This is a genomic window from Paenibacillus sp. J22P169, from assembly GCF_059691995.1.
This window is the reverse complement of sequence record NZ_JCAUAO010000005.1, coordinates 210772-228779: the sequence shown is the minus strand read 5'-3', so window position 1 is coordinate 228779 and position 18008 is coordinate 210772. Positions and strand designations below refer to the sequence as shown.

The window sequence follows — 18008 nt, the reverse complement described above, 5'->3', positions numbered from 1 at the left end:
CTCCTCGTCATTTCTTACCAAGGCAACCGTTTGCCGGTGTCTGCCTCCAAATAAATGGGCATCTCTTCGAGTTCATCCTTATACATGTCAATCTTACTCAGGATGTGAGATGCCGATTCCTCCGCTGTATACGTACCCGCGTCATTCCAGGTGCCGCTCATATACGTTTTAACCCATCCCGGATGAAGAATCAGTACTCGCCCGCCTTTGAGACGAATTTTGTTATGAATGATCGTGGAGCCCATGTTAAGCGCGGCTTTGGCCATGCAGTATCCGAACCACGCATCGCGGTGGCTATTCCCAATGCTTCCAGCCTCTGATGAGATCATGACTATCAGCTTCCCGCCGCGCATGATCGGCTCAATGAGCTGATTCGACATACGAATGGCGCCAAGTGCAGATACATTGTAAACACGCTGGATCTCGTCAAAATCAAGCTCGTCTTCAACCGTTTTCGTCGTGTCGCCAAGGATTGCCGCATTGTTGATTAACAGATCCAGCTTATCAGTCTTGCTTCGGATGAACGCAGCAGCTTCCTGAACACTTTCATCCGAGCCGACGTCCAAGTGGAAAGCATATAACTGACCAGGATACGCCTCACCAAGCCTAGTCAGATCAATATTGTTCGCCTGAATGCCTCCTGCAAAAACAGTAAACCCCTCCCGCAATAAGAATTGCGTCAGAGCTAGACCAATTCCCCGATCCGTACCTGTAACACAAGCGATTTTGTGCGGCTGTTTGGATGCCATTTGTGACATTTCGTTCACCTCTCCCAAATAACAATTCTAAAAAAACTACAAAAAAAACTAAAAACTATGGCGTACCTGCCAAACAAATGGGTCGCTATACTTAAGATATCGCAAATGGAAGCACTTACAAATAGAGAAAGGAGGTCCGTTTCACTATGCGATTATTACGAAAATTGGCACTTGGTATCGATACATTCATCGAGTCGGCGTCTCTTATTGGATTACTGAGTATGATCATCATCGTCACCGCTCAGGTTATGACACGCAAGTTATTCAATTTCGTTTTCTTCTGGTCCGAAGAAGTCACCATGCTCTTGCTCGTTTGGTTCTCATTCATGGGAATCGCGATTGGTTTTCGAGAAAAGCTTCATCTTGGGATTGATTCCTTCACGCATAAGCTTCCGGCCCCAATCAACAAAGCGCTCGATAAGCTCATTGAAATCACTATTCTCGCATTTGGTGTCTATCTCCTGCTATATGGTTGGGATTTCACTGTCATGATGCATGAATCCGAACTGCCAGCAACAGGTCTGCCCAACAGCACGCTATATGTCATTATGCCAATCACTGGCGTCATGACTTGCGCTTATTCACTTTTGCAGCTCTTTGGCATTGATACGAAACGGCATGTCAACATGCAGGAAGGAGGCACCCACTAATGGACTCGACCATTGCCATTCTCATCTTATGTGTCACCTTCGTTGGTCTGATCGTCCTACGATTTCCGATCTCCTTAGCGTTGGCGGGCTCATCACTACTTACGCTTGTTTACTTAAAAGTTCCACTTGCAACTGTTGGCCAAACCATGATTCAGGGTATGAACTCCTACTCGCTGTTAACGATTCCCTTCTTCATTCTTGCTGGCCAAATTATGAGCGAAGGACAAATGGCGCTTCGTCTTATCAATCTCGCACAGGTTCTTGTCGGGGGCATACGTGGAGGCCTTGCCATGGTTAACTGTGTAGCTTGCATGTTTTTTGGCAACATCTCAGGCTCCGCAATAGCCGATGTCTCGTCTATAGGCTCTGTTATGATCCCCATGATGAAAAAGAAAGGGTATGACACAGACTATGCCGTAGGTGTCACGGTTTCTGCTGCTATCCAAGGCGTCGTTGTTCCACCGAGTCATAACCTTGTCCTCTATTCCCTTGCAGCAGGCGGCGGTATTTCCATTGCGTCTCTATTCCTCGCAGGCATAGTCCCAGGTTTGATTCTTTGTGTGTCACTTATGGTTACTAGCTATATCATCGCGATCAAACGCGGTTATACCAAGAGTGAAACGGTTCCTTTACGTGATATTCCAAAAATCGTCCGAGACGGTCTCCTGTCGCTTCTGACTGCCGTCATCATCCTCGGCGGCATATTCACTGGATGGTTTACAGCAACGGAAAGCGGCGCATTAGCCTGTTTATATGCTTTCATCTTAACGTTTCTCGTCTATCGGGATATACCAATTAGCCGTATGTGGGTCATCCTGAAAAGAACATTTCGAACGGTATCCATGGTCCTATTCTTAATTGCAGCCTCGGCTACTTTTAGCTATGTGCTTGCCTTTCTCAAAGTTCCTGGCATGTTAACCGATTGGATGCTTGGCGTGACAGATAATCCCATCATCATCTTGTTAATTATCAATGTACTTCTATTAGTACTAGGCGCTCCGATGGATATGGCACCGCTCATCCTCATTATGACACCTATTCTGCTCCCCGTCGTGACTGCCCTTGGCATGGATCCTGTTCACTTCGGCATCATTATGATGTTAAACTTAGGCATTGGACTTCTGACTCCGCCTGTCGGCACCGTCCTGTTTGTTGGATCGGCGATAGGCAACATTTCGATATCGGAAGGCACGAAGGCGATGATGCCATTCTTCTACGTCATGTGTGTCGTGCTGATGATTCTAACCTATATACCAGGCCTCGTCATGTGGCTGCCTAATCTACTGAAATAGCTGAAATAGATTTATCAAACTTTCCGAAAAAGGGTGAATACCAAAATGAATATAAAAAGAAAATATCTGTCCATGCTTAGCACTGTGATTGGTGCAAGTCTATTACTCACTGCTTGCGGCAGCACAACGACAACCAGCTCAAATTCAACAACGAAAAAAAGCGATGGACCTAAATTGAATTTCCGTTTAGCTGAAACACATCCAGCGGATTATCCAACCACGATTGGCGATAAGAAATTCGCAGAGCTCGTCAATCAAGCATCGGACGGTCGCATCAAAATCGATGTATTTCCCGCTTCACAACTAGGTGAAGAGAAAGCGGTAATCGAGCAAGTTCAGCTCGGAGCCATCGAATTTACACGTGTCAGCACAGGAGCGCTTGGCGGCTTTAACAAGCAATACGAGGTGTTCAGCTTGCCGTATATTTTCGACAATGACGCTCATCAATGGAAATTCCTAGAGAGTGAGCAAGGTACGAAGCTCCTGGACAGCTTGGAGAGCTCCCGCATGAAGGGACTTGCTTATTACAGCTCCGGAGCGCGTCACTTCTACTCCAAGAAACCGATCAAAACATTGGCCGATCTCAAGGGTCTCAAAATCCGTGTCATTCAAAATAAAGTAAATATTGATCTTATGGCTGCACTAGGCGCAAATGCAACACCAATGCCATATGGCGATGTATTCAATGCTCTGCAGACGGGTATTATCGACGCCGCAGAGAACAATTATCCAAGCTATTTCTCTTCAAATCATTTCCAACAAGCGAAAAATCTCATTCTAGACCAGCACCAACGTGTTCCAGAAGTTTTACTGATTTCCAAAGTAGCCTGGGATAAGCTTTCAAATGCAGATAAAGATTTGATTAAGAAAGCAGCTCAGGAATCCGTCAAAACACAAAAGGCAGAATGGGAGAAATTCGAGAAGGATTCTGAAGCCAAAGTGAAAGCAGCCGGAGTTACGATTACGGATGTTTCCGACCTGAAGCCTTGGCAAGATGCCGTGAAGCCTGTTATCGAGAAATATCGCAGCGAATATAAAGAAACGCTAGAAGCGATTGAGAAAGCGAAGAAATAGCCCAAATAAGAGAAAAGGATACATGAGAGGTGAACTGCACCTCACATGTATCCTTTTTCTTTGGGTATTCCGCCACTTTTGCGATATTCCAAGGGTGAATACGTGGTTATCTTCTTAAACGTGGTACTGAAGTAAGAAATATCTGTATATCCCAGTCTTTCAGCAATTTCAGAAACACGCAGAGAAGTTTTCATAAGCAGCCTTTTCGCCTCTTCCATTCGCATTTCAATCACAAAATCAACGAACTTGCCTCCGGTTTGCTGCTTAAACAGCTGACTTAAATAGCTAGGATTAAGATGAACCAGCGTCGCCGCATCGGTCAACGAAATCTCTTTATGAACATTGGCAACGACAAATTGCTGCACGCGAGCTATGGCAGAAAGTTCGTCCGAATCTGCAATCGAAGCATCTCCCCGAGCAACCTCTTCCTGTGTCTCTCGTGCTTGAATCCACCTCCGCAAACAATCTTCCATCGCTTCCGTTTCCACAGGCTTGAGCAGAAAATCCTTCACCCCATACCGAATCGCTTTCTGGGCAAATTGAAAATCATCATACCCACTAACCAAAATCAAGTTCACCGACTTGAGCGCCAATTGCTCCGCCAAACCAATCCCATCCATAATCGGCATCTTGATATCAGAGATGACAAGATCTGCTTGATGGTGATGAAGTGCATCTAATGCCTCTAAGCCATTACTGCATTCCTGCATGATCGCCACTGGCAGCTTAGTTTGCTCAACGGCTTTGCGCAGCACAACACGGACCCATTTCTCATCATCGACTAGAATGATTTTATACATCACTACCACCTCCCTTACCCTGTACTTTCAGCGGCAGCTTAATCCTAACTATGGTTCCTGCTCCAACGCTGCTTTCCAGTTCAAGGCCAGCCTCATCCCCGAATAAATAAGAAATTCGTCGATGTACATTCACTATGCCGATCTGTGACACCGCAGTAACCATATCCTTTTGGCGTAAATCGAGCTGGAGAGATCTCAGTTTATCTGCGGGTATTCCTGTTCCAGTATCTGTTATTTCTATTACAAAATGCTGATCATCATAACGATTCGTGGAAATATCAATATGTACGGGCTTATCACTTGTCTCCATGCCATGAATGACACAATTCTCAACCAGTGGCTGTAGAGCAAACTTAGCAATCAACTGAGTCTCCGCCCATGCTGGTGTTTGAAACGAATAGGTGAGTTTATCTGGGAACCGATAACGCTGGATACGTAAGTACATGTCACAGATATGAATTTCTTGTTGGACTGAAATGGTAGCCCCAGCATGATTCAAATTGTAGCGTAAAAGTCGAGCGAGTGAAGCAACCAACACAGAGATATCAGTCATATCCCGCTCCAACGCCATGCCTCTCACCGTCTCTAACGCATTCATCAAAAAGTGTGGATTCACTTGTGACTGCAGCACTTTCAGCTCAGTTTCTTTCTGCCGCAGCTGCAGATCCTTCTCACGAAGCTCTGAATAGTAAATTTCATCCATGAGTACTTGCAGCTTTTCAACCATTTTATTAAAATCATTCGTTAATTGCCCGATTTCATCCTTGGATTCAATATCTACACGGGACCCAAAGTCCCCTTCTTTCACTCTTTTCATGAAATATTGAAGCGATCTGATCGGTCGAACAATACTTGTAGCAAACCCAATACCGATTAAATAGGCGACAAGCAGCGTCACGACAACTGTCCACCAAATGGTTTGCCTGATAAATTGCGTGCCATGCGTTAATTCGGATTCTGGAATCATCGTAACCAGTCGCCAATTCAGGTAAGATGACTTGCTCCATGTAAAGAACGGTTTATCTCCTGTCGCCGCTTGGTAGGAGCCGCTTTCTTGTGTGAGAATGATCGGTAATTGTTCGAGCTCAGCCAGTTGCCCGATCTCCTCGTAGGCTGGTGAATACATATAGTGACCTGTTGGATCGATGATGGAAAGATAACCGGTTCGACCAATCGTAACGCGATCTGCAATTTCTTGAATGCGTTTGAAATTCACTTCCATGATCAAGGTTGCGACAGGCTCCAATGTATTCGGACTAACTAACCTCTTCACGATGGAGAGTACAGGCACATATTCAAGCTCATAACGAGGCGAAGGAGGACGGATAATGAGTCGAATATCACTATTGGCAGGAACGTTGGAAAACCAAGGCTCTTGTATTAATTCAATAGCTGGTGTGACGTTCTTGTTAAAGCTTGTATCTAATACGGCCTTGTCCTCCATGACAAGCATGATGCGTGAAATATCCGAGCGAGAATACGCGGTATCGTGAAATAATTGCATCAACGGTTCGCGGATATGAGATTCGTTCACTTCTTGCTCACTCGTCATCCGCAGAAACTGCTGCATTGCAGGATGGTTCTGCATCCGAATCGAATCAATTTCGAAATCACGTATGTAATATTCAATGTGGAGCTTTACCTGTTCAATAATTTGTTCATTGCTTAAATTTGCTTCTTCCCGGAGCACCTCGGACGATTTCTGATAGGAAATAAAACCGACTACACACAGCGGAATCACTACCAACATAGCTGAATACACGAGTAATTTAACCGTCAGTGGACGATCACGTAAAAATAAGCTTCGGTAAAACCAAATCCAAGCTCTTCGGCCTCTTTTTCGCATCATCAGCCCCCTCAACTTCCCATGTAATCGCATTCATTTCTAAAGAAAGGAAAACCAGTTGCAGGAGCAACTGGTTATCTTTTCACCAAGTCTTCACGAATCGGTGTAAATACATCTAAGAGTGCAGAGTCTTCCAATGCTGTAACCCCATGCTTTGCTCCACTAGGTATGTAAACCGTTTGGCCTTGTTCAATTACTGTAACGACGCCATCGATTGTAAATTCGATTTTACCCTTCAAGCAATACGACATTTGCTCATGTACATGACTGTGCTGATAACCAATGGCACCAGGTTCAAAGTGAACCTCCATCATCATTAAACCTACCTCAGCTTTCAAAATACAGCGAGTAACCCCTGGTTCTGCTGCTTCCCATACGCCAATATTAGACATCTGACTTTCCCCTTTCGTCATTCAAACGCTTCCATGAGAATAAAAAAGAAGGACCGCAAGCGGCCCTTCACTTACCCTCTAATTATAGCTGAAAAGCACCCAAATGAACATACTTGAAAATAAATGAACCTTACGCGTTTGTTGCAGCTCGATCCTTACCTTTGTCAGCTTCCCCAGCGTTCTTGTTCGCTGCTTCACGATCCTGCTGCATGTCAGCAACCGATTTCACCTTCACACGGGCTGCTCCTTTATAGTCGCGCGTCGGTATAAGATTCCCAGCTGCAAGACGCTGTTTAGCCTCAGCAATCGCAGTACCATACTGCGGCAGCCAAGCCTCTTGCGCGACCAACATTTCATCAACCATTTGCCAAATTTCCTTCGGATTGCAGACAGCTCCAACAAGGGGATCCATCATAAAGGCTTGACGCAGCAGCTTATCATCGCCGTTAACAGCCGCTTCTACTGCTAACCGTTGAACAGAGATGCTCACATTACACACCGCCGCTGGTCCCAAAGGTAGATCACCGACATGCGGCATCGAGATACCGTTGCGATCGACATAGCCAGGCGCTTCGATAATGGCATCATCCGGTAAATTCGAGATAACCCCTTTATTGACTAGGTTAAAATGACCCCGATAGACGCGTCCAGTCTCTAGGCCTTCGATAATGTAGGAACCATGCTCTTCACTGCGCTTCTCGCTCGAATAGACGAATGCTGAATCTTTCATCCAGTTCGGGAAATCCGTTTCAAACCAGCTGCGCCCCTCCGTGCACACACGTAAATAGCCACCTGTTTCACCATTAATCCAGGACCCCATATCAATCCAATCCTGAATTTCACTGGCCCGCTTCCGATACCAAGGAACATATTCACTCAAATGTCCATTAGACTCCGTGCTATAGTAGCCAAAGCGGCGCAGCATATCGATTCGAACCTTCTCTGTTCGGGCATACTCGGCATGATTTTCAAATGCTTCTAGCAGCCCTGCGGTTAAATCTTTCCCATTATGGGAAGCTTGGATGTACCACGTTTGATGATTAATTCCTGCGCAAATAATATCTACATCTTTCTTATCCAACCCGTAAACATTCGCGATTTGATGATGGCCATGCTGAACACCGTGACAGAGGCCAATCGTGCGGACGCCGCCGTACTTATTACAAGCCCAAGTCAACATAGCCATAGGGTTTGCGTAATTCAACAATGTGACATCAGGTGCAGCAACCTCGCGAATATCTTGACAGATGCGCAGCATTTCGGAGATTCCACGCTGTCCGTACATGATGCCACCCGCACACAATGTATCGCCTACGCATTGATCCACACCATACTTCAAAGGAATGTCCACATCAGTTGCAAAAGCCTCGAGACCACCCACACGTATCGTGCACAGCACGTATTTCGCTCCCTCTAACGCTTCCCTGCGATCTGTCGTTGCTTGAATCTGAATCGATAAGCCATTCTCATGGATATCCCGCCTACAAAGCTCCGTCACCATCTCTAAATTGTGTGGATTAATGTCTGTAAAAGCCACTTGAATGTCATGAAATTCAGGTACAGCTAATAAATCCCGAAGTAGTCCACGTGTGAATCCGATACTTCCTGCTCCAATGAATGCCACCTTAAATGCCATATCTATCGCCCTCTCTATCACTTCGTCTATGCTTCACATTGTACCAAGCAAAAGAGAGAAAACGTTATCAAATTTCTAACCTCATTGTTCACCAAATGTCAAAAATCCTAACTTCCTTCTGGATACAAATGTTTGTGCGTATTCATAGATTTCCGATAATCCGTTGGCGTTAGATGGGTATGTGCCTTAAATAACATGTGAAAATACTGCCTGCTGCCAACCCCGATATAATCGGAAATATCCGCAATCGGGATGTCTGTTTCGAGCAGCAGCATTTGTGCTTTTTCCATTCGAATTTCCGTTAAATAAGCCATCAGCGTTTGGCCTGTCACTGTTTTGAATATTCGCTGTAAATAGCCCGGATGTAGATTCACAGCTCCAGCAATATCCTTCACTTGGATCTCGCGATCGTAATTCTGATGCATGTAATCCATGCTTTGTTTCACGTACCATTCGCTTTGTACCAAACTGCTGCTTACGGATTCACGGCGCAAACGAGCAATTCGGATCAGCAGCTGAGCTATCAACAATTGAATCATCGTCTCACTTTTGTCAGTCGGCTTATCTAACTCTAGCACCAGGCTTTTCATCACATGGTAGACTTCATCTGGATCACGCAGCACTAAGTAAGCGCTTTGAACATCCAATAACGTGTAAAGTTGTTTTTCTTCCGCGGCAAGTTGTTGAAGTGAGGGCGTCACGCCTTGATGCACTGTAAAGCGAAACTCCACATTCAGCATGCGACATGGCTCATCGTCCTCCACAATAAGTCGATGAGCCACATTCGCATTAAGCAAAATGAATTCGCCTTTCTTCAATCTCACCCTTTCGGTGCGAGCAGGGGACAGCTGAATCTCGACATCACAAAAGCCTTGTATGGTATACATAATCTCTGTAGCATCATGTAGGTGAAAGGGCATATGAAAGCCTTGCCATTGTTTAAAATAATAAGCAACCACCTGCGGATGGCAGGGGAATTCCGCCAATAAAGCTGGAAACAGACGTGTCGTTTGCATCATCGGGAGCTCCCTTCCTACCGGTCTTAGAGTCATTGTACTCCCCTGTCTTCAAAAAGAAAATCCCTTCCTAATGGAAGGGATTCGGATGCTTCTACTGGTATGTAAGCTTACCACAGCGTTTCAGTTAGTCTCGATCCGTATAATCATCATTCGAAAATGGGTGACTTAAATTATCCATAATTTTTTCAACAGCCTCACTCAACATATCCGTCGGAGTAGTATCTTCCTCATCTGGCAGAGTTGGAATTGTATCATTACATACACGATCAAAATAGTGACTTTTGTCCATTTGAATGCTCCTCCTATTTCTTGTTCTCATATTAATCTTCACTCGTTTGTTTGTTTTGTACATATTTAGCTAACTTTATTCACAACTTCCCAAATTTCCGAAAAAGCACACAAGATCTCCTTGCCTAAATCGGCGATATGAAGTAAATTAAACCTATATGAACGCATATCAACACAAATAAACCAACTCTAAGGAGAGATTAATCCATGGATATCCGCTATGCCTCACACCCGAATGAAGTTAAACAATTTGACACTGAACGCCTACAAGCTGAGTTCCAAATTCAGTCCTTATTTAAAGAAAACCAAGTGACATTAGTTTACTCACACGTTGACCGTTTCATTATCGGTGGCGTCTTGCCAACTACGGAAACACTTCAATTAGAAGCTGATCGCAAAGAAATGGCTGCAGACTACTTCCTAGAGCGCCGTGAGATCGGTATTATCAATGTTGGAGCAAGAGGTACAATCACAGTTGATGGTACAGCATACACGATGGATTCCAAAGACTGTATCTACATCGGTCTTGGCTCCAAAGAAATTTCCTTTGCCAGCGATGATGCAGCAAACCCAGCTAAGTTCTACTTCAACTCCACACCGGCTCACACAACATACCCAACTGTTAAAGTTGCAATTAGTGAAGCAACGCCTGCTCACCTAGGCAGCATCAACACTTCCAATGAGCGTACAATTTATAAATACATCCACTTGGATGGCATTCAAAGCTGCCAGCTTGTTATGGGTATGACGCTATTGAAGCCAGGCAACATGTGGAATACAATGCCAACTCATACGCACAACCGTCGTTCTGAGGTTTACTTCTATTTTGACATGCCAGAAGATGCCGTTGTCTTCCACATGATGGGTGAACCGCAACAAACGCGTCACGTTGTTATGCGTAATGAGCAAGCTGTCATTTCACCAAGCTGGTCCATCCACAGTGGTGTTGGAACGAACAACTACACATTCATTTGGGGCATGGCTGGCGAAAACCAAATGTTCAACGATATGGACGCTGTAGCAATGCAAGATTTGAAATAATCGGTAATCCCATTTAAAGAACGGATGAAACCCGATGAATCCTCTACGTAGATATGAAACGATTATGGAAGTTCTACTCGCTCAGAAAGAAGTCACCGTGAATGAGCTGAGTGAACGACTTGAAGTAACAGGAAAAACCATTCGCGAGGATTTAGCCAAGCTGGAGGAAAAAGGGCTGCTTATCCGCATTCATGGCGGTGCTATGCTAGCTCAAAGTGATCAGCTAGGCATACTTTCCGCGAAAGAACCGAATATCAAGCATGCCGACAAAAAATCGGAGATTGCGTCCCTCGCACTCCGATACATCCAGCCTCGCGACATCATTGCGCTGGATGGCGGCTCTACAACGCTTGAAATCGCTAGGCGGCTGGATAATCAGCCGCTTACCGTTGTAACTAACGATCTCTATATCATCTCTGAGCTTGTTCATAAGGATGAGATTCGACTAGTCGTTCCAGGCGGCTATCGTCTGCGTAACATGCTTGCTGGCCCAGAAGCCGTAGAGTATGTCCGTAGCCTCAACATTCAGAAATCGTTCATTTCTGCAACTGGCGTGCATTTGCAGCACGGCTTTACCATTTACACGAATGATCTTGTTGAATATAAGCGTGCTTTAATCGGCTCGAGCGCAACCGTTTATGGGGTTATTGATCACTTCAAGTTCGGACAATGTGCTCTGCGAACCTTCGCTTCCTTATCTGAGGTGGCCATGATTTTGACCGATAGCGGCTTATCTGAGGAAACGGCTTCGCAGTTCCGCGAAACGGGCATACGCATTGAAACGCAGTAACAGATCCATTTTATAACCACTAAATCGCTTAATTGGAAAAGGAGTACGTTATGACACTTTTTAATCTCTCGGGAAAAACAGCATTCGTAACTGGCGCTTCAGGCGGCCTAGGTCAAGCCATGGCAATCGGACTTGCAGAAGCAGGCGCGAACGTGATTGCGGTATCCTCTTCTGAAAGCGTTCAAACCGTTGAAGCGATCCGCGCATTAGGCGGCAAAGCTGAGCTTATCGCGGCAGATCTTAGCAATGAAGACATCCTAGAGGATGTTGTTGCTAGAGCGATTGGTATTTACGGCGGCATCGATATCCTAGTCAATAATGCGGGTATTATCCGTCGTACACCAGCAGTTGATCACGCACGTCAAGATTGGCACGATGTTATTGACCTGAACTTGAACTCGGCCTTCTTCCTTTGCCAGTTGATTGGTCGTCATATGATCGAACGCGGCAGCGGTAAAATCGTCAATATTGCTTCCATGCTGACGTATCAAGGCGGAATTAACGTGCCTGGCTACACAGCAAGTAAGCATGCGATTGCAGGTGTGACGAAAGCATTAGCGAACGAATGGGCTGGAAAAGGCATTCAAATTAATGCCATTGCCCCAGGTTATATGACGACGAATAACACGGCTCCTATTCTCAAAGATGAGAAACGTACAGCTTCAATCACCGAGCGTATTCCAGCAGGTCGTTGGGGTTCACCAGAGGATTTGAAAGGCCCTGTTGTCTTCTTGTCTTCTAACGCTTCTGATTATATGAACGGACACGTGCTCTGCGTGGACGGCGGATGGATGGCCAGGTAGATGGGAATCGGGACACTCGCTCACACCGTCGGTCATCTGCCCTTGAAGGAACTGACTGCGAAGCTAAGCGGTCGAGGCATCGACTTCGTTCAATTAGCACTCAGTAAAGCGATTAACGATTATGATTTAAGTCTTGGGAAACTAAGTCCTGCTCTTGCCAATCACATTGGTGAGCAATTTCATCGCGCTGGCGTGCGGATTGGTGTGCTCGGTTGTTACATCAATCCCATTCATCCCGATCCGCAGCAGCGTCGTTATGAAATTGATAGATTCAAGGAGCATTTACGTTACGCACGTGATTTCGGAACGTCCATCGTGGCTACTGAGACGGGTGATCTGACAACGTATCTTGCGGAGGATGCTAACGGGTATGAGGCCAGAGGATGGTCCATCCTGAAGCAAACGGTTGAGGAATTAGCTGAAGAAGCCGAGCGTTGGGGCGTTCATATCGGATTAGAGCCTGTTTTCACACATACGTTGTCCAGTACGGAGAAAATGGCGCAAATCCTAGAAGAAGTGCCTTCCAGCACGTTGGGAGTCGTTTTCGATCCAGTTAATTTGCTCCCGCCAACTGTGGTTGAGCCGCAAGATCAAGAAGCTTTCTTAGATCATGCCTTCGCAACTTTTGGCAGCCGAATTGTGCTGACTCATCTGAAGGATTACGTCGTGGACAATGGTCAAAAGAATGAAATTCCGTCCGGTAAAGGTATATTCGAGACAGCCTCCTTCTTAGCAAAGCTTCACTCGCATAAGCCTGGTGTCGACATTTCGTTAGAGCGACTCCAAGATCATACGATTGAAGAAGCGTTTACGTATGTAAGAGGACTTATAAAATGAAACGAACCCCGACTCCTCACTTAGGTGACATGTCGGGGTCTTTTTATTTTTTAATATCCGCATCCGTTAGCACCTCGAATTGATCTCCGAGATGCTGCTGAAGCGCCTTCAATGTCGCCACACCAACTGCAATATCCTCCTCGCCTGCCCCTCCACTGACACCGACTCCGCCGATGACTTGACCGTTCACCACGATGGGGAATCCGCCTACGAAAATCGCAAACTTCCCCGGCATCATGGCGTGGATCCCAAAAGCTTCCCCGTGTATCGTCGCAGGCCCGCCAGGCTGATTGAACAAGTGCGTCGATCGTCTGTGGCCGCTCGCTGTGAATGCTTTCGCCATCGCCAGTTCAGGACTCGTGTTGCGCGCTCCGTCCATTCGCTCCAACGCCAACAAGTAACCACCCTCGTCAACAATGCAAATTGTTTCTGCTGCCTTCGCTTCCTTCGCAGCTTGAATACCAGCAGCAATCATCACCTTCGCTTCCTCAATTTCTAGCTTCAATACGGATCTCATGATGTATAGCCTCCTTTGTCGAAACTCCCTCCGTAAGGTACTTATCATATTCAACCTCGTCACATTTTTCATTTATATGGAGCAATAGGCGAAATAAGTCGTATCTATTCCTAGCTGGTGAGGATTTTGACACAAAAAAAACCTACTTATTCTCCTTGGAATGAGAATAGATAGGCTCTTCGGGATTGCTTACTTATTAGACTGTTGCTCACGAGCTGGTCGGACTGGTCGTTCTACCCAGTTCTCACGACTCATGCGCTTCACTTGATTAATCGGATTCGAAAGATCAATTACTTCAGCTTTGAAAGGCTGCTCTGCTGCAAGCTTCTCTTTAAACCCTGTGCCAGGTGCAGGACCGCCTCCACCATTCCGTTTTCCTTTGTTCCATACGCGATTCTTACTCATGCCACCACTCCACCGTTTTTTGTTTAAGTGTAATAGCAGTTGCCAAAAAACGCAAATACAGGTTTCACAATGGAGCTAACTGGATGCGACGTGACGTTAGAGACATGGAAAAAGTTGAATAAGGATTCGGCGCAAGGCACCTCCAACTACTCGTTCTGCCTACTAGACAGCAACTACTTACCTCCAAACACTCCCTTTGCCCACTAGACAGCTACAACTTACCTCCAAACACTCCCTCTGCCCACTAGACAGCCACTACTTACCTCCAAACACTCCCTCTGCCCACTAGACAGCCACTACTTACCTCCAAACACTCCCTCTGCCCACTAGACAGCTACAACTTACCTCCAAACACTCCCTCTGCAAAATAAATGGAAAACATGTAGCTAATTTCACACATAATCGCTAATTAATGAGAATAACTGGAAAACTTACAGCTAATTTTCACAGTATGGCTGAAATGAAGCCAATTCTCTGAAATTAGCTACATGAAATCCAGTTATTCCACATTTTCAAGCAAACCCGGCGAAACTAGCTGTACATTTTCCAGTTAATGGCGTGGCGGGAGGGGGATGGCTTGTTTGACAAGGGAGCATCCCCTCATTCAACCACTACAGCTCAAACGCCTTCGCAAGCAATCGATACGAATGCAAACGCGCCTCGATGTTATGAATCGGTGAGACGACCATGATTTCATCCGCTTGATAAGCCTCATTCAGCTTCAAGATCTGTTCTTTCACTTGCTTCGGTGTACCGACAATCCGCCGGTGGCGACCATTTCGAATCATGGCGTAGTCATTTTCCGTATACGGGTAATTGAGCGCCGTATTCACCGACGGGAACGACGGCAGCAGCATCCCGCGACCCAAAGACAAGAAGAATAAGTCCGTGCTAAGTGCCAGTTGATTCGCTTCTTCCTCCGTATCCGCGCAGATGACTAACACAGCTGCTAAGGAGTGCGGCTTCTCATTCAAGATGGACGGCGTGAAATGCTCCCGATAAATACGCAGCGCCTGCTCACAATCCGCGTTCCCGAAAAATTGCGCGAAGCCGAATGCCGCCCCTTGATCAGCAGCAATTCTTGCGCTGTCATAGGAGGAGCCAAGCAGCCAAATTTCCGGAGCCGTCGGAATAATCGGCGATGCATGCAACGCGGCGAACCTGTGTCCCGCCGGTAATGAATCATATAAATAACCCGTCAAATCAGCGATTTGCTGCGGGTATTGGTCAACACCTGTATATTTACCCTCTTGCAGCGCACGCGTGGATATAGGCATCCCGCCTGGTGCTCGGCCTAACCCAACATCGATACGACCGGGATGAAGCGCCTCCAGCAATCGGAAGTTTTCAGCAACTTTATAGGCACTATAATGGGGCATCATGATGCCACCCGAGCCTAGTCGAATGCGTTCTGTTTTGGCAGCCAAATGCGCGATCAGAACCTCAGGACTCGAATGCGCCAAGGCTTGTGAGGCGTGATGCTCCGATACCCAGAAGCGGCTATAACCAATACGATCTGCTTCTTGAGCCAGTTCGGTCGTCTCAGCTAACGTTTGCGCCGCATTACGACCTTCTCCAATTTGTGATTGATCCAAAATACTTAATTTTAACACAAGTCATCACCTCCACCTAACTGTAACATACGCGAGCACAGAATAGCAAAAATCGCATCCAACTCTCCTTCTATCGTCTCCATTCCACGTGAATTAATGAGAAAATCACTTTAACATTCATAATTTGACAGAATCTCTTATTTTACACCTCTACCAAACATATCCATTAGATGTTATTTTATTATATACATCCAAGTGAGGGAGAGATTGCTATGAAAACAATTTACGAGAATTATAGAGGATTCAAAATTAACAAAGATGACAGTACCTATAACGCTATTCATGCGGATCGTATTATATTTGCGCAATCGCCGCTTAGTCAGGTCTTAGATTCAATCGATCATTACATTGATATGACAGAAAGTTCTGAATCACCCGAAGATCTGTCCCCCTTTCCGCAAAATTAACTAACAGCGCATTTCCACGAATGTGGCTATACGAACAAACTGGACTTTTACTTGACAAAAAATAATTCCAGCACCCACTAGCATCTGTCCTACGGCGGCTAAATACGTGGATGAAAAAAAACGCAACTGTCCTTTTGGGACGGTTGCGTTTTTTTCTTCTTTTCTCTGTCCGAGTGCGAGTTCTTCGGAATTATCTAGTTTACATACTAACTCGAGGCGGATTGCTCCACTGGCACACTAGTTAGTCGATTACTTCGACTAACTCACTGCCACATCTGCTACAGAATCACATGCTTCAGCTTCATCAGCTCTGCGACCTTCTGAAATTGGGACGCATTGTGCCCGATGGACATGGCGCAGTGATGCGTTGGCGCTTCCGCAAACCAACGCGACATGTACGCATCCGGGTGCTCACGGAACTTCACCGGCGTCTGCGTGTTGCCGATTTTCATAATCGGTCCATTCGTGGACTCCCCTTCGCTAGAGATCAGCTTCAGCTTGCCATCGCCGGTCTGCGTCACGTTCAGCGTCGTGATCGCGCCGGTCTTCACCTTCGCTTCAACAGACACGCCTGTGCCCTGCTTGCCGTGATACAGCCCCATGCCGCGCAAAATCGGCTTTCCTTCGGAAATCGCGATATGAAATGGCCCGTCATGGCCTAGCAGAATCGTCTCGTCGATGTAATCCACGACGACGATTTCCGAGAAGGAGCCGCCGACGCCGAGAATATCGCTGATTTTCATCGCGACAGCCGTCTTCAGATCTCCTTCGCCGGAGCAAGGAATGCCACGCGCCGTGAGCAGCGAGTGACCCACAATGAAGCCGCCTTGCATCTTCTCGTATTCACCACCCGGCGCACCGTGGTAATAGTACGACAAGGCGTCTAAATCATAGGCGCGCACAAGCTTCTCTTGTGCTGCAGCTACCCGACATGACCACTCCAGCTGCTCTTCGGTTGGCTTCTTAGCAATCGGATCCGAAGGTGAGTCGCCGCTGATTTGGAACATGTCATGCAGTTCATCCAGCTTCCGCTTCACATCCTGTGCCGTCACTTCTCGCAGCATGCGGTCCAGATCACACATCTCAAGCACTTCCACATGAATACCTGTTTGCGCGGAAATCATCGTAAAGTCACTATACATATCGAGCATGCCACTATAAGTATTACCTAAGAAACCGAAGCGGCTATGCTGCATGGTTCTAGGTACTCCTGCTGCCCTAACCCATTCTTCGATCTCCTTCCACGCACGCAGCGCTTCACGACGCTCATGTGTCACTTCATCCGTTAATGAGATAGCTGGCGTATAATCCAGCCCCAGCATGCCATTCACAACTCGGAATGGAATACCCGCTCGATTGAACACATTAGCGAACTCCGGGACAGGGCAAGCACCGCAATGCGCTAACCATTCCCCTGTCGTCGATAGCTCATAATTAAGTCTTGCTGTTGGCTGTAAATTGAGAAACACAACAGGCGCTTTGCATATTTGATGAATCGGCAGAACCGTCGAGCTCGTGGAGTAGGTGGCTGCATGGCAAAATACAAGGTCAACCTGGCGCTCACTCAGCCATTCGCCTGCTTTCCGCCCTTCCCCTTCCGTATCGACAAGACCAAAGTAATACACATCTGCCCATGCGGACATTCGTTTCTCAATGAAACGACCGTATTCTTCCAAACGTTCTTTCAAGCCAGGGAACTGCTCCCAATACGCTCGAAGTCCTACGGAGTACAACCCAATTCGCGGCTTAAGGCTTGCTTTTATTGCTGGGTATATGGACATCTATACATCTCCATTCAATCATAAATAATAACTTTATAAACCTATTGTAATGGCTTACA

At 46.3% G+C, this 18008-nt stretch carries 19 protein-coding genes; 8 read left to right on the top strand and 11 right to left on the bottom strand.

Translation table 11 applies throughout. The annotated features are described in order from the left end of the window. Positions 1-14: 14 nt before the first annotated feature. Positions 15-758 (bottom strand): SDR family NAD(P)-dependent oxidoreductase, encoded by a 744-nt coding sequence (locus AC58QG_RS23475; RefSeq protein ID WP_497364543.1) that lies wholly within the window; start codon positions 756-758, stop codon positions 15-17. A 146-nt stretch (positions 759-904) separates the two neighbouring features. On the opposite strand from AC58QG_RS23475, the gene AC58QG_RS23470 reads away from it, so the two are divergent. Genes AC58QG_RS23470 through AC58QG_RS23460 form a run of 3 tightly spaced genes read left to right on the top strand, consistent with a single transcriptional unit; the run spans position 905 to position 3774 of the window. Continuing rightward, a complete protein-coding gene (locus AC58QG_RS23470; RefSeq protein WP_497364542.1) occupies positions 905-1408 on the top strand; it encodes a TRAP transporter small permease in 504 nt (167 codons plus the stop codon). After that, a complete protein-coding gene (locus AC58QG_RS23465) occupies positions 1408-2700 on the top strand; it encodes a TRAP transporter large permease (RefSeq protein ID WP_497364541.1) in 1293 nt (430 codons plus the stop codon). The genes AC58QG_RS23470 and AC58QG_RS23465 overlap by 1 nt, the downstream gene beginning before the upstream one ends. Positions 2701-2745: 45 nt before the next feature. Then, on the top strand, positions 2746-3774 hold the full coding sequence (locus AC58QG_RS23460; RefSeq protein ID WP_497364540.1) for a TRAP transporter substrate-binding protein: 1029 nt from the start codon (positions 2746-2748) through the stop codon (positions 3772-3774). A gap of 41 nt (positions 3775-3815) precedes the next feature. Here AC58QG_RS23460 and AC58QG_RS23455 read toward each other — a convergent pair whose 3' ends face one another. The 6 genes from AC58QG_RS23455 to AC58QG_RS23430 all read right to left on the bottom strand — a co-directional run bounded on the left by AC58QG_RS23455 (position 3816) and on the right by AC58QG_RS23430 (position 9756). Beyond that, positions 3816-4574: a response regulator transcription factor gene (locus AC58QG_RS23455; protein ID WP_497364539.1), complete on the bottom strand. Its 759-nt coding sequence runs from the start codon at positions 4572-4574 to the stop codon at positions 3816-3818. Further along, positions 4567-6423 (bottom strand): sensor histidine kinase, encoded by a 1857-nt coding sequence (locus AC58QG_RS23450; RefSeq protein WP_497364538.1) that lies wholly within the window; start codon positions 6421-6423, stop codon positions 4567-4569. The genes AC58QG_RS23455 and AC58QG_RS23450 overlap by 8 nt, the downstream gene beginning before the upstream one ends. A 71-nt stretch (positions 6424-6494) precedes the next feature. Then, a complete protein-coding gene (locus tag AC58QG_RS23445; RefSeq protein WP_056609861.1) occupies positions 6495-6812 on the bottom strand; it encodes a cupin domain-containing protein in 318 nt (105 codons plus the stop codon). A gap of 130 nt (positions 6813-6942) precedes the next feature. Beyond that, positions 6943-8448, bottom strand: a complete 1506-nt coding sequence (locus tag AC58QG_RS23440) for an alpha-glucosidase/alpha-galactosidase (protein WP_497364537.1) — start codon at positions 8446-8448, stop codon at positions 6943-6945. Positions 8449-8555: 107 nt separating this feature from the next. Beyond that, positions 8556-9464 (bottom strand): AraC family transcriptional regulator, encoded by a 909-nt coding sequence (locus AC58QG_RS23435; RefSeq protein WP_497364679.1) that lies wholly within the window; start codon positions 9462-9464, stop codon positions 8556-8558. A 127-nt stretch (positions 9465-9591) separates the two neighbouring features. Then, on the bottom strand, positions 9592-9756 hold the full coding sequence (locus tag AC58QG_RS23430; RefSeq protein ID WP_497364536.1) for a hypothetical protein: 165 nt from the start codon (positions 9754-9756) through the stop codon (positions 9592-9594). 206 nt (positions 9757-9962) lie between these two features. On the opposite strand from AC58QG_RS23430, the gene kduI reads away from it, so the two are divergent. Genes kduI through AC58QG_RS23410 form a run of 4 tightly spaced genes read left to right on the top strand, consistent with a single transcriptional unit; the run spans position 9963 to position 13226 of the window. Continuing rightward, the gene (gene kduI, locus AC58QG_RS23425) at positions 9963-10796 is read left to right on the top strand and encodes a 5-dehydro-4-deoxy-D-glucuronate isomerase (RefSeq protein WP_497287853.1); all 834 of its coding nucleotides are present in this window, start codon (positions 9963-9965) and stop codon (positions 10794-10796) included. 34 nt (positions 10797-10830) lie between these two features. Further along, complete coding sequence (locus AC58QG_RS23420; protein WP_497364535.1) at positions 10831-11586, top strand: DeoR/GlpR family DNA-binding transcription regulator; 756 nt, start codon at positions 10831-10833, stop codon at positions 11584-11586. A 50-nt stretch (positions 11587-11636) separates the two neighbouring features. Next, positions 11637-12389: a 2-dehydro-3-deoxy-D-gluconate 5-dehydrogenase KduD gene (kduD, locus tag AC58QG_RS23415; protein ID WP_497364534.1), complete on the top strand. Its 753-nt coding sequence runs from the start codon at positions 11637-11639 to the stop codon at positions 12387-12389. Beyond that, positions 12390-13226, top strand: a complete 837-nt coding sequence (locus AC58QG_RS23410; protein WP_497364533.1) for a sugar phosphate isomerase/epimerase family protein — start codon at positions 12390-12392, stop codon at positions 13224-13226. 43 nt (positions 13227-13269) lie between these two features. On the opposite strand, the gene AC58QG_RS23405 is transcribed toward AC58QG_RS23410, so the two are convergent. The 3 genes from AC58QG_RS23405 to AC58QG_RS23395 form a co-directional block, all read right to left on the bottom strand. Then, positions 13270-13743, bottom strand: a complete 474-nt coding sequence (locus AC58QG_RS23405) for a GlcG/HbpS family heme-binding protein (protein WP_497364532.1) — start codon at positions 13741-13743, stop codon at positions 13270-13272. A gap of 189 nt (positions 13744-13932) precedes the next feature. After that, positions 13933-14148: a hypothetical protein gene (locus AC58QG_RS23400; protein ID WP_497364531.1), complete on the bottom strand. Its 216-nt coding sequence runs from the start codon at positions 14146-14148 to the stop codon at positions 13933-13935. A 611-nt stretch (positions 14149-14759) separates the two neighbouring features. Next, positions 14760-15761, bottom strand: a complete 1002-nt coding sequence (locus AC58QG_RS23395; protein ID WP_497364530.1) for an LLM class flavin-dependent oxidoreductase — start codon at positions 15759-15761, stop codon at positions 14760-14762. Positions 15762-15973: 212 nt separating this feature from the next. Between AC58QG_RS23395 and AC58QG_RS23390 the strand changes: the two genes are divergently transcribed. Then, positions 15974-16168, top strand: coding sequence for a hypothetical protein (locus AC58QG_RS23390; RefSeq protein WP_497364529.1), 195 nt, complete (start codon positions 15974-15976; stop codon positions 16166-16168). 278 nt (positions 16169-16446) lie between these two features. On the opposite strand, the gene AC58QG_RS23385 is transcribed toward AC58QG_RS23390, so the two are convergent. After that, entirely contained in the window at positions 16447-17949 is a 1503-nt protein-coding gene (locus tag AC58QG_RS23385) for an L-fucose/L-arabinose isomerase family protein (RefSeq protein ID WP_497364528.1), read from the bottom strand. Between the last annotated feature and the right edge of the window lie 59 nt (positions 17950-18008).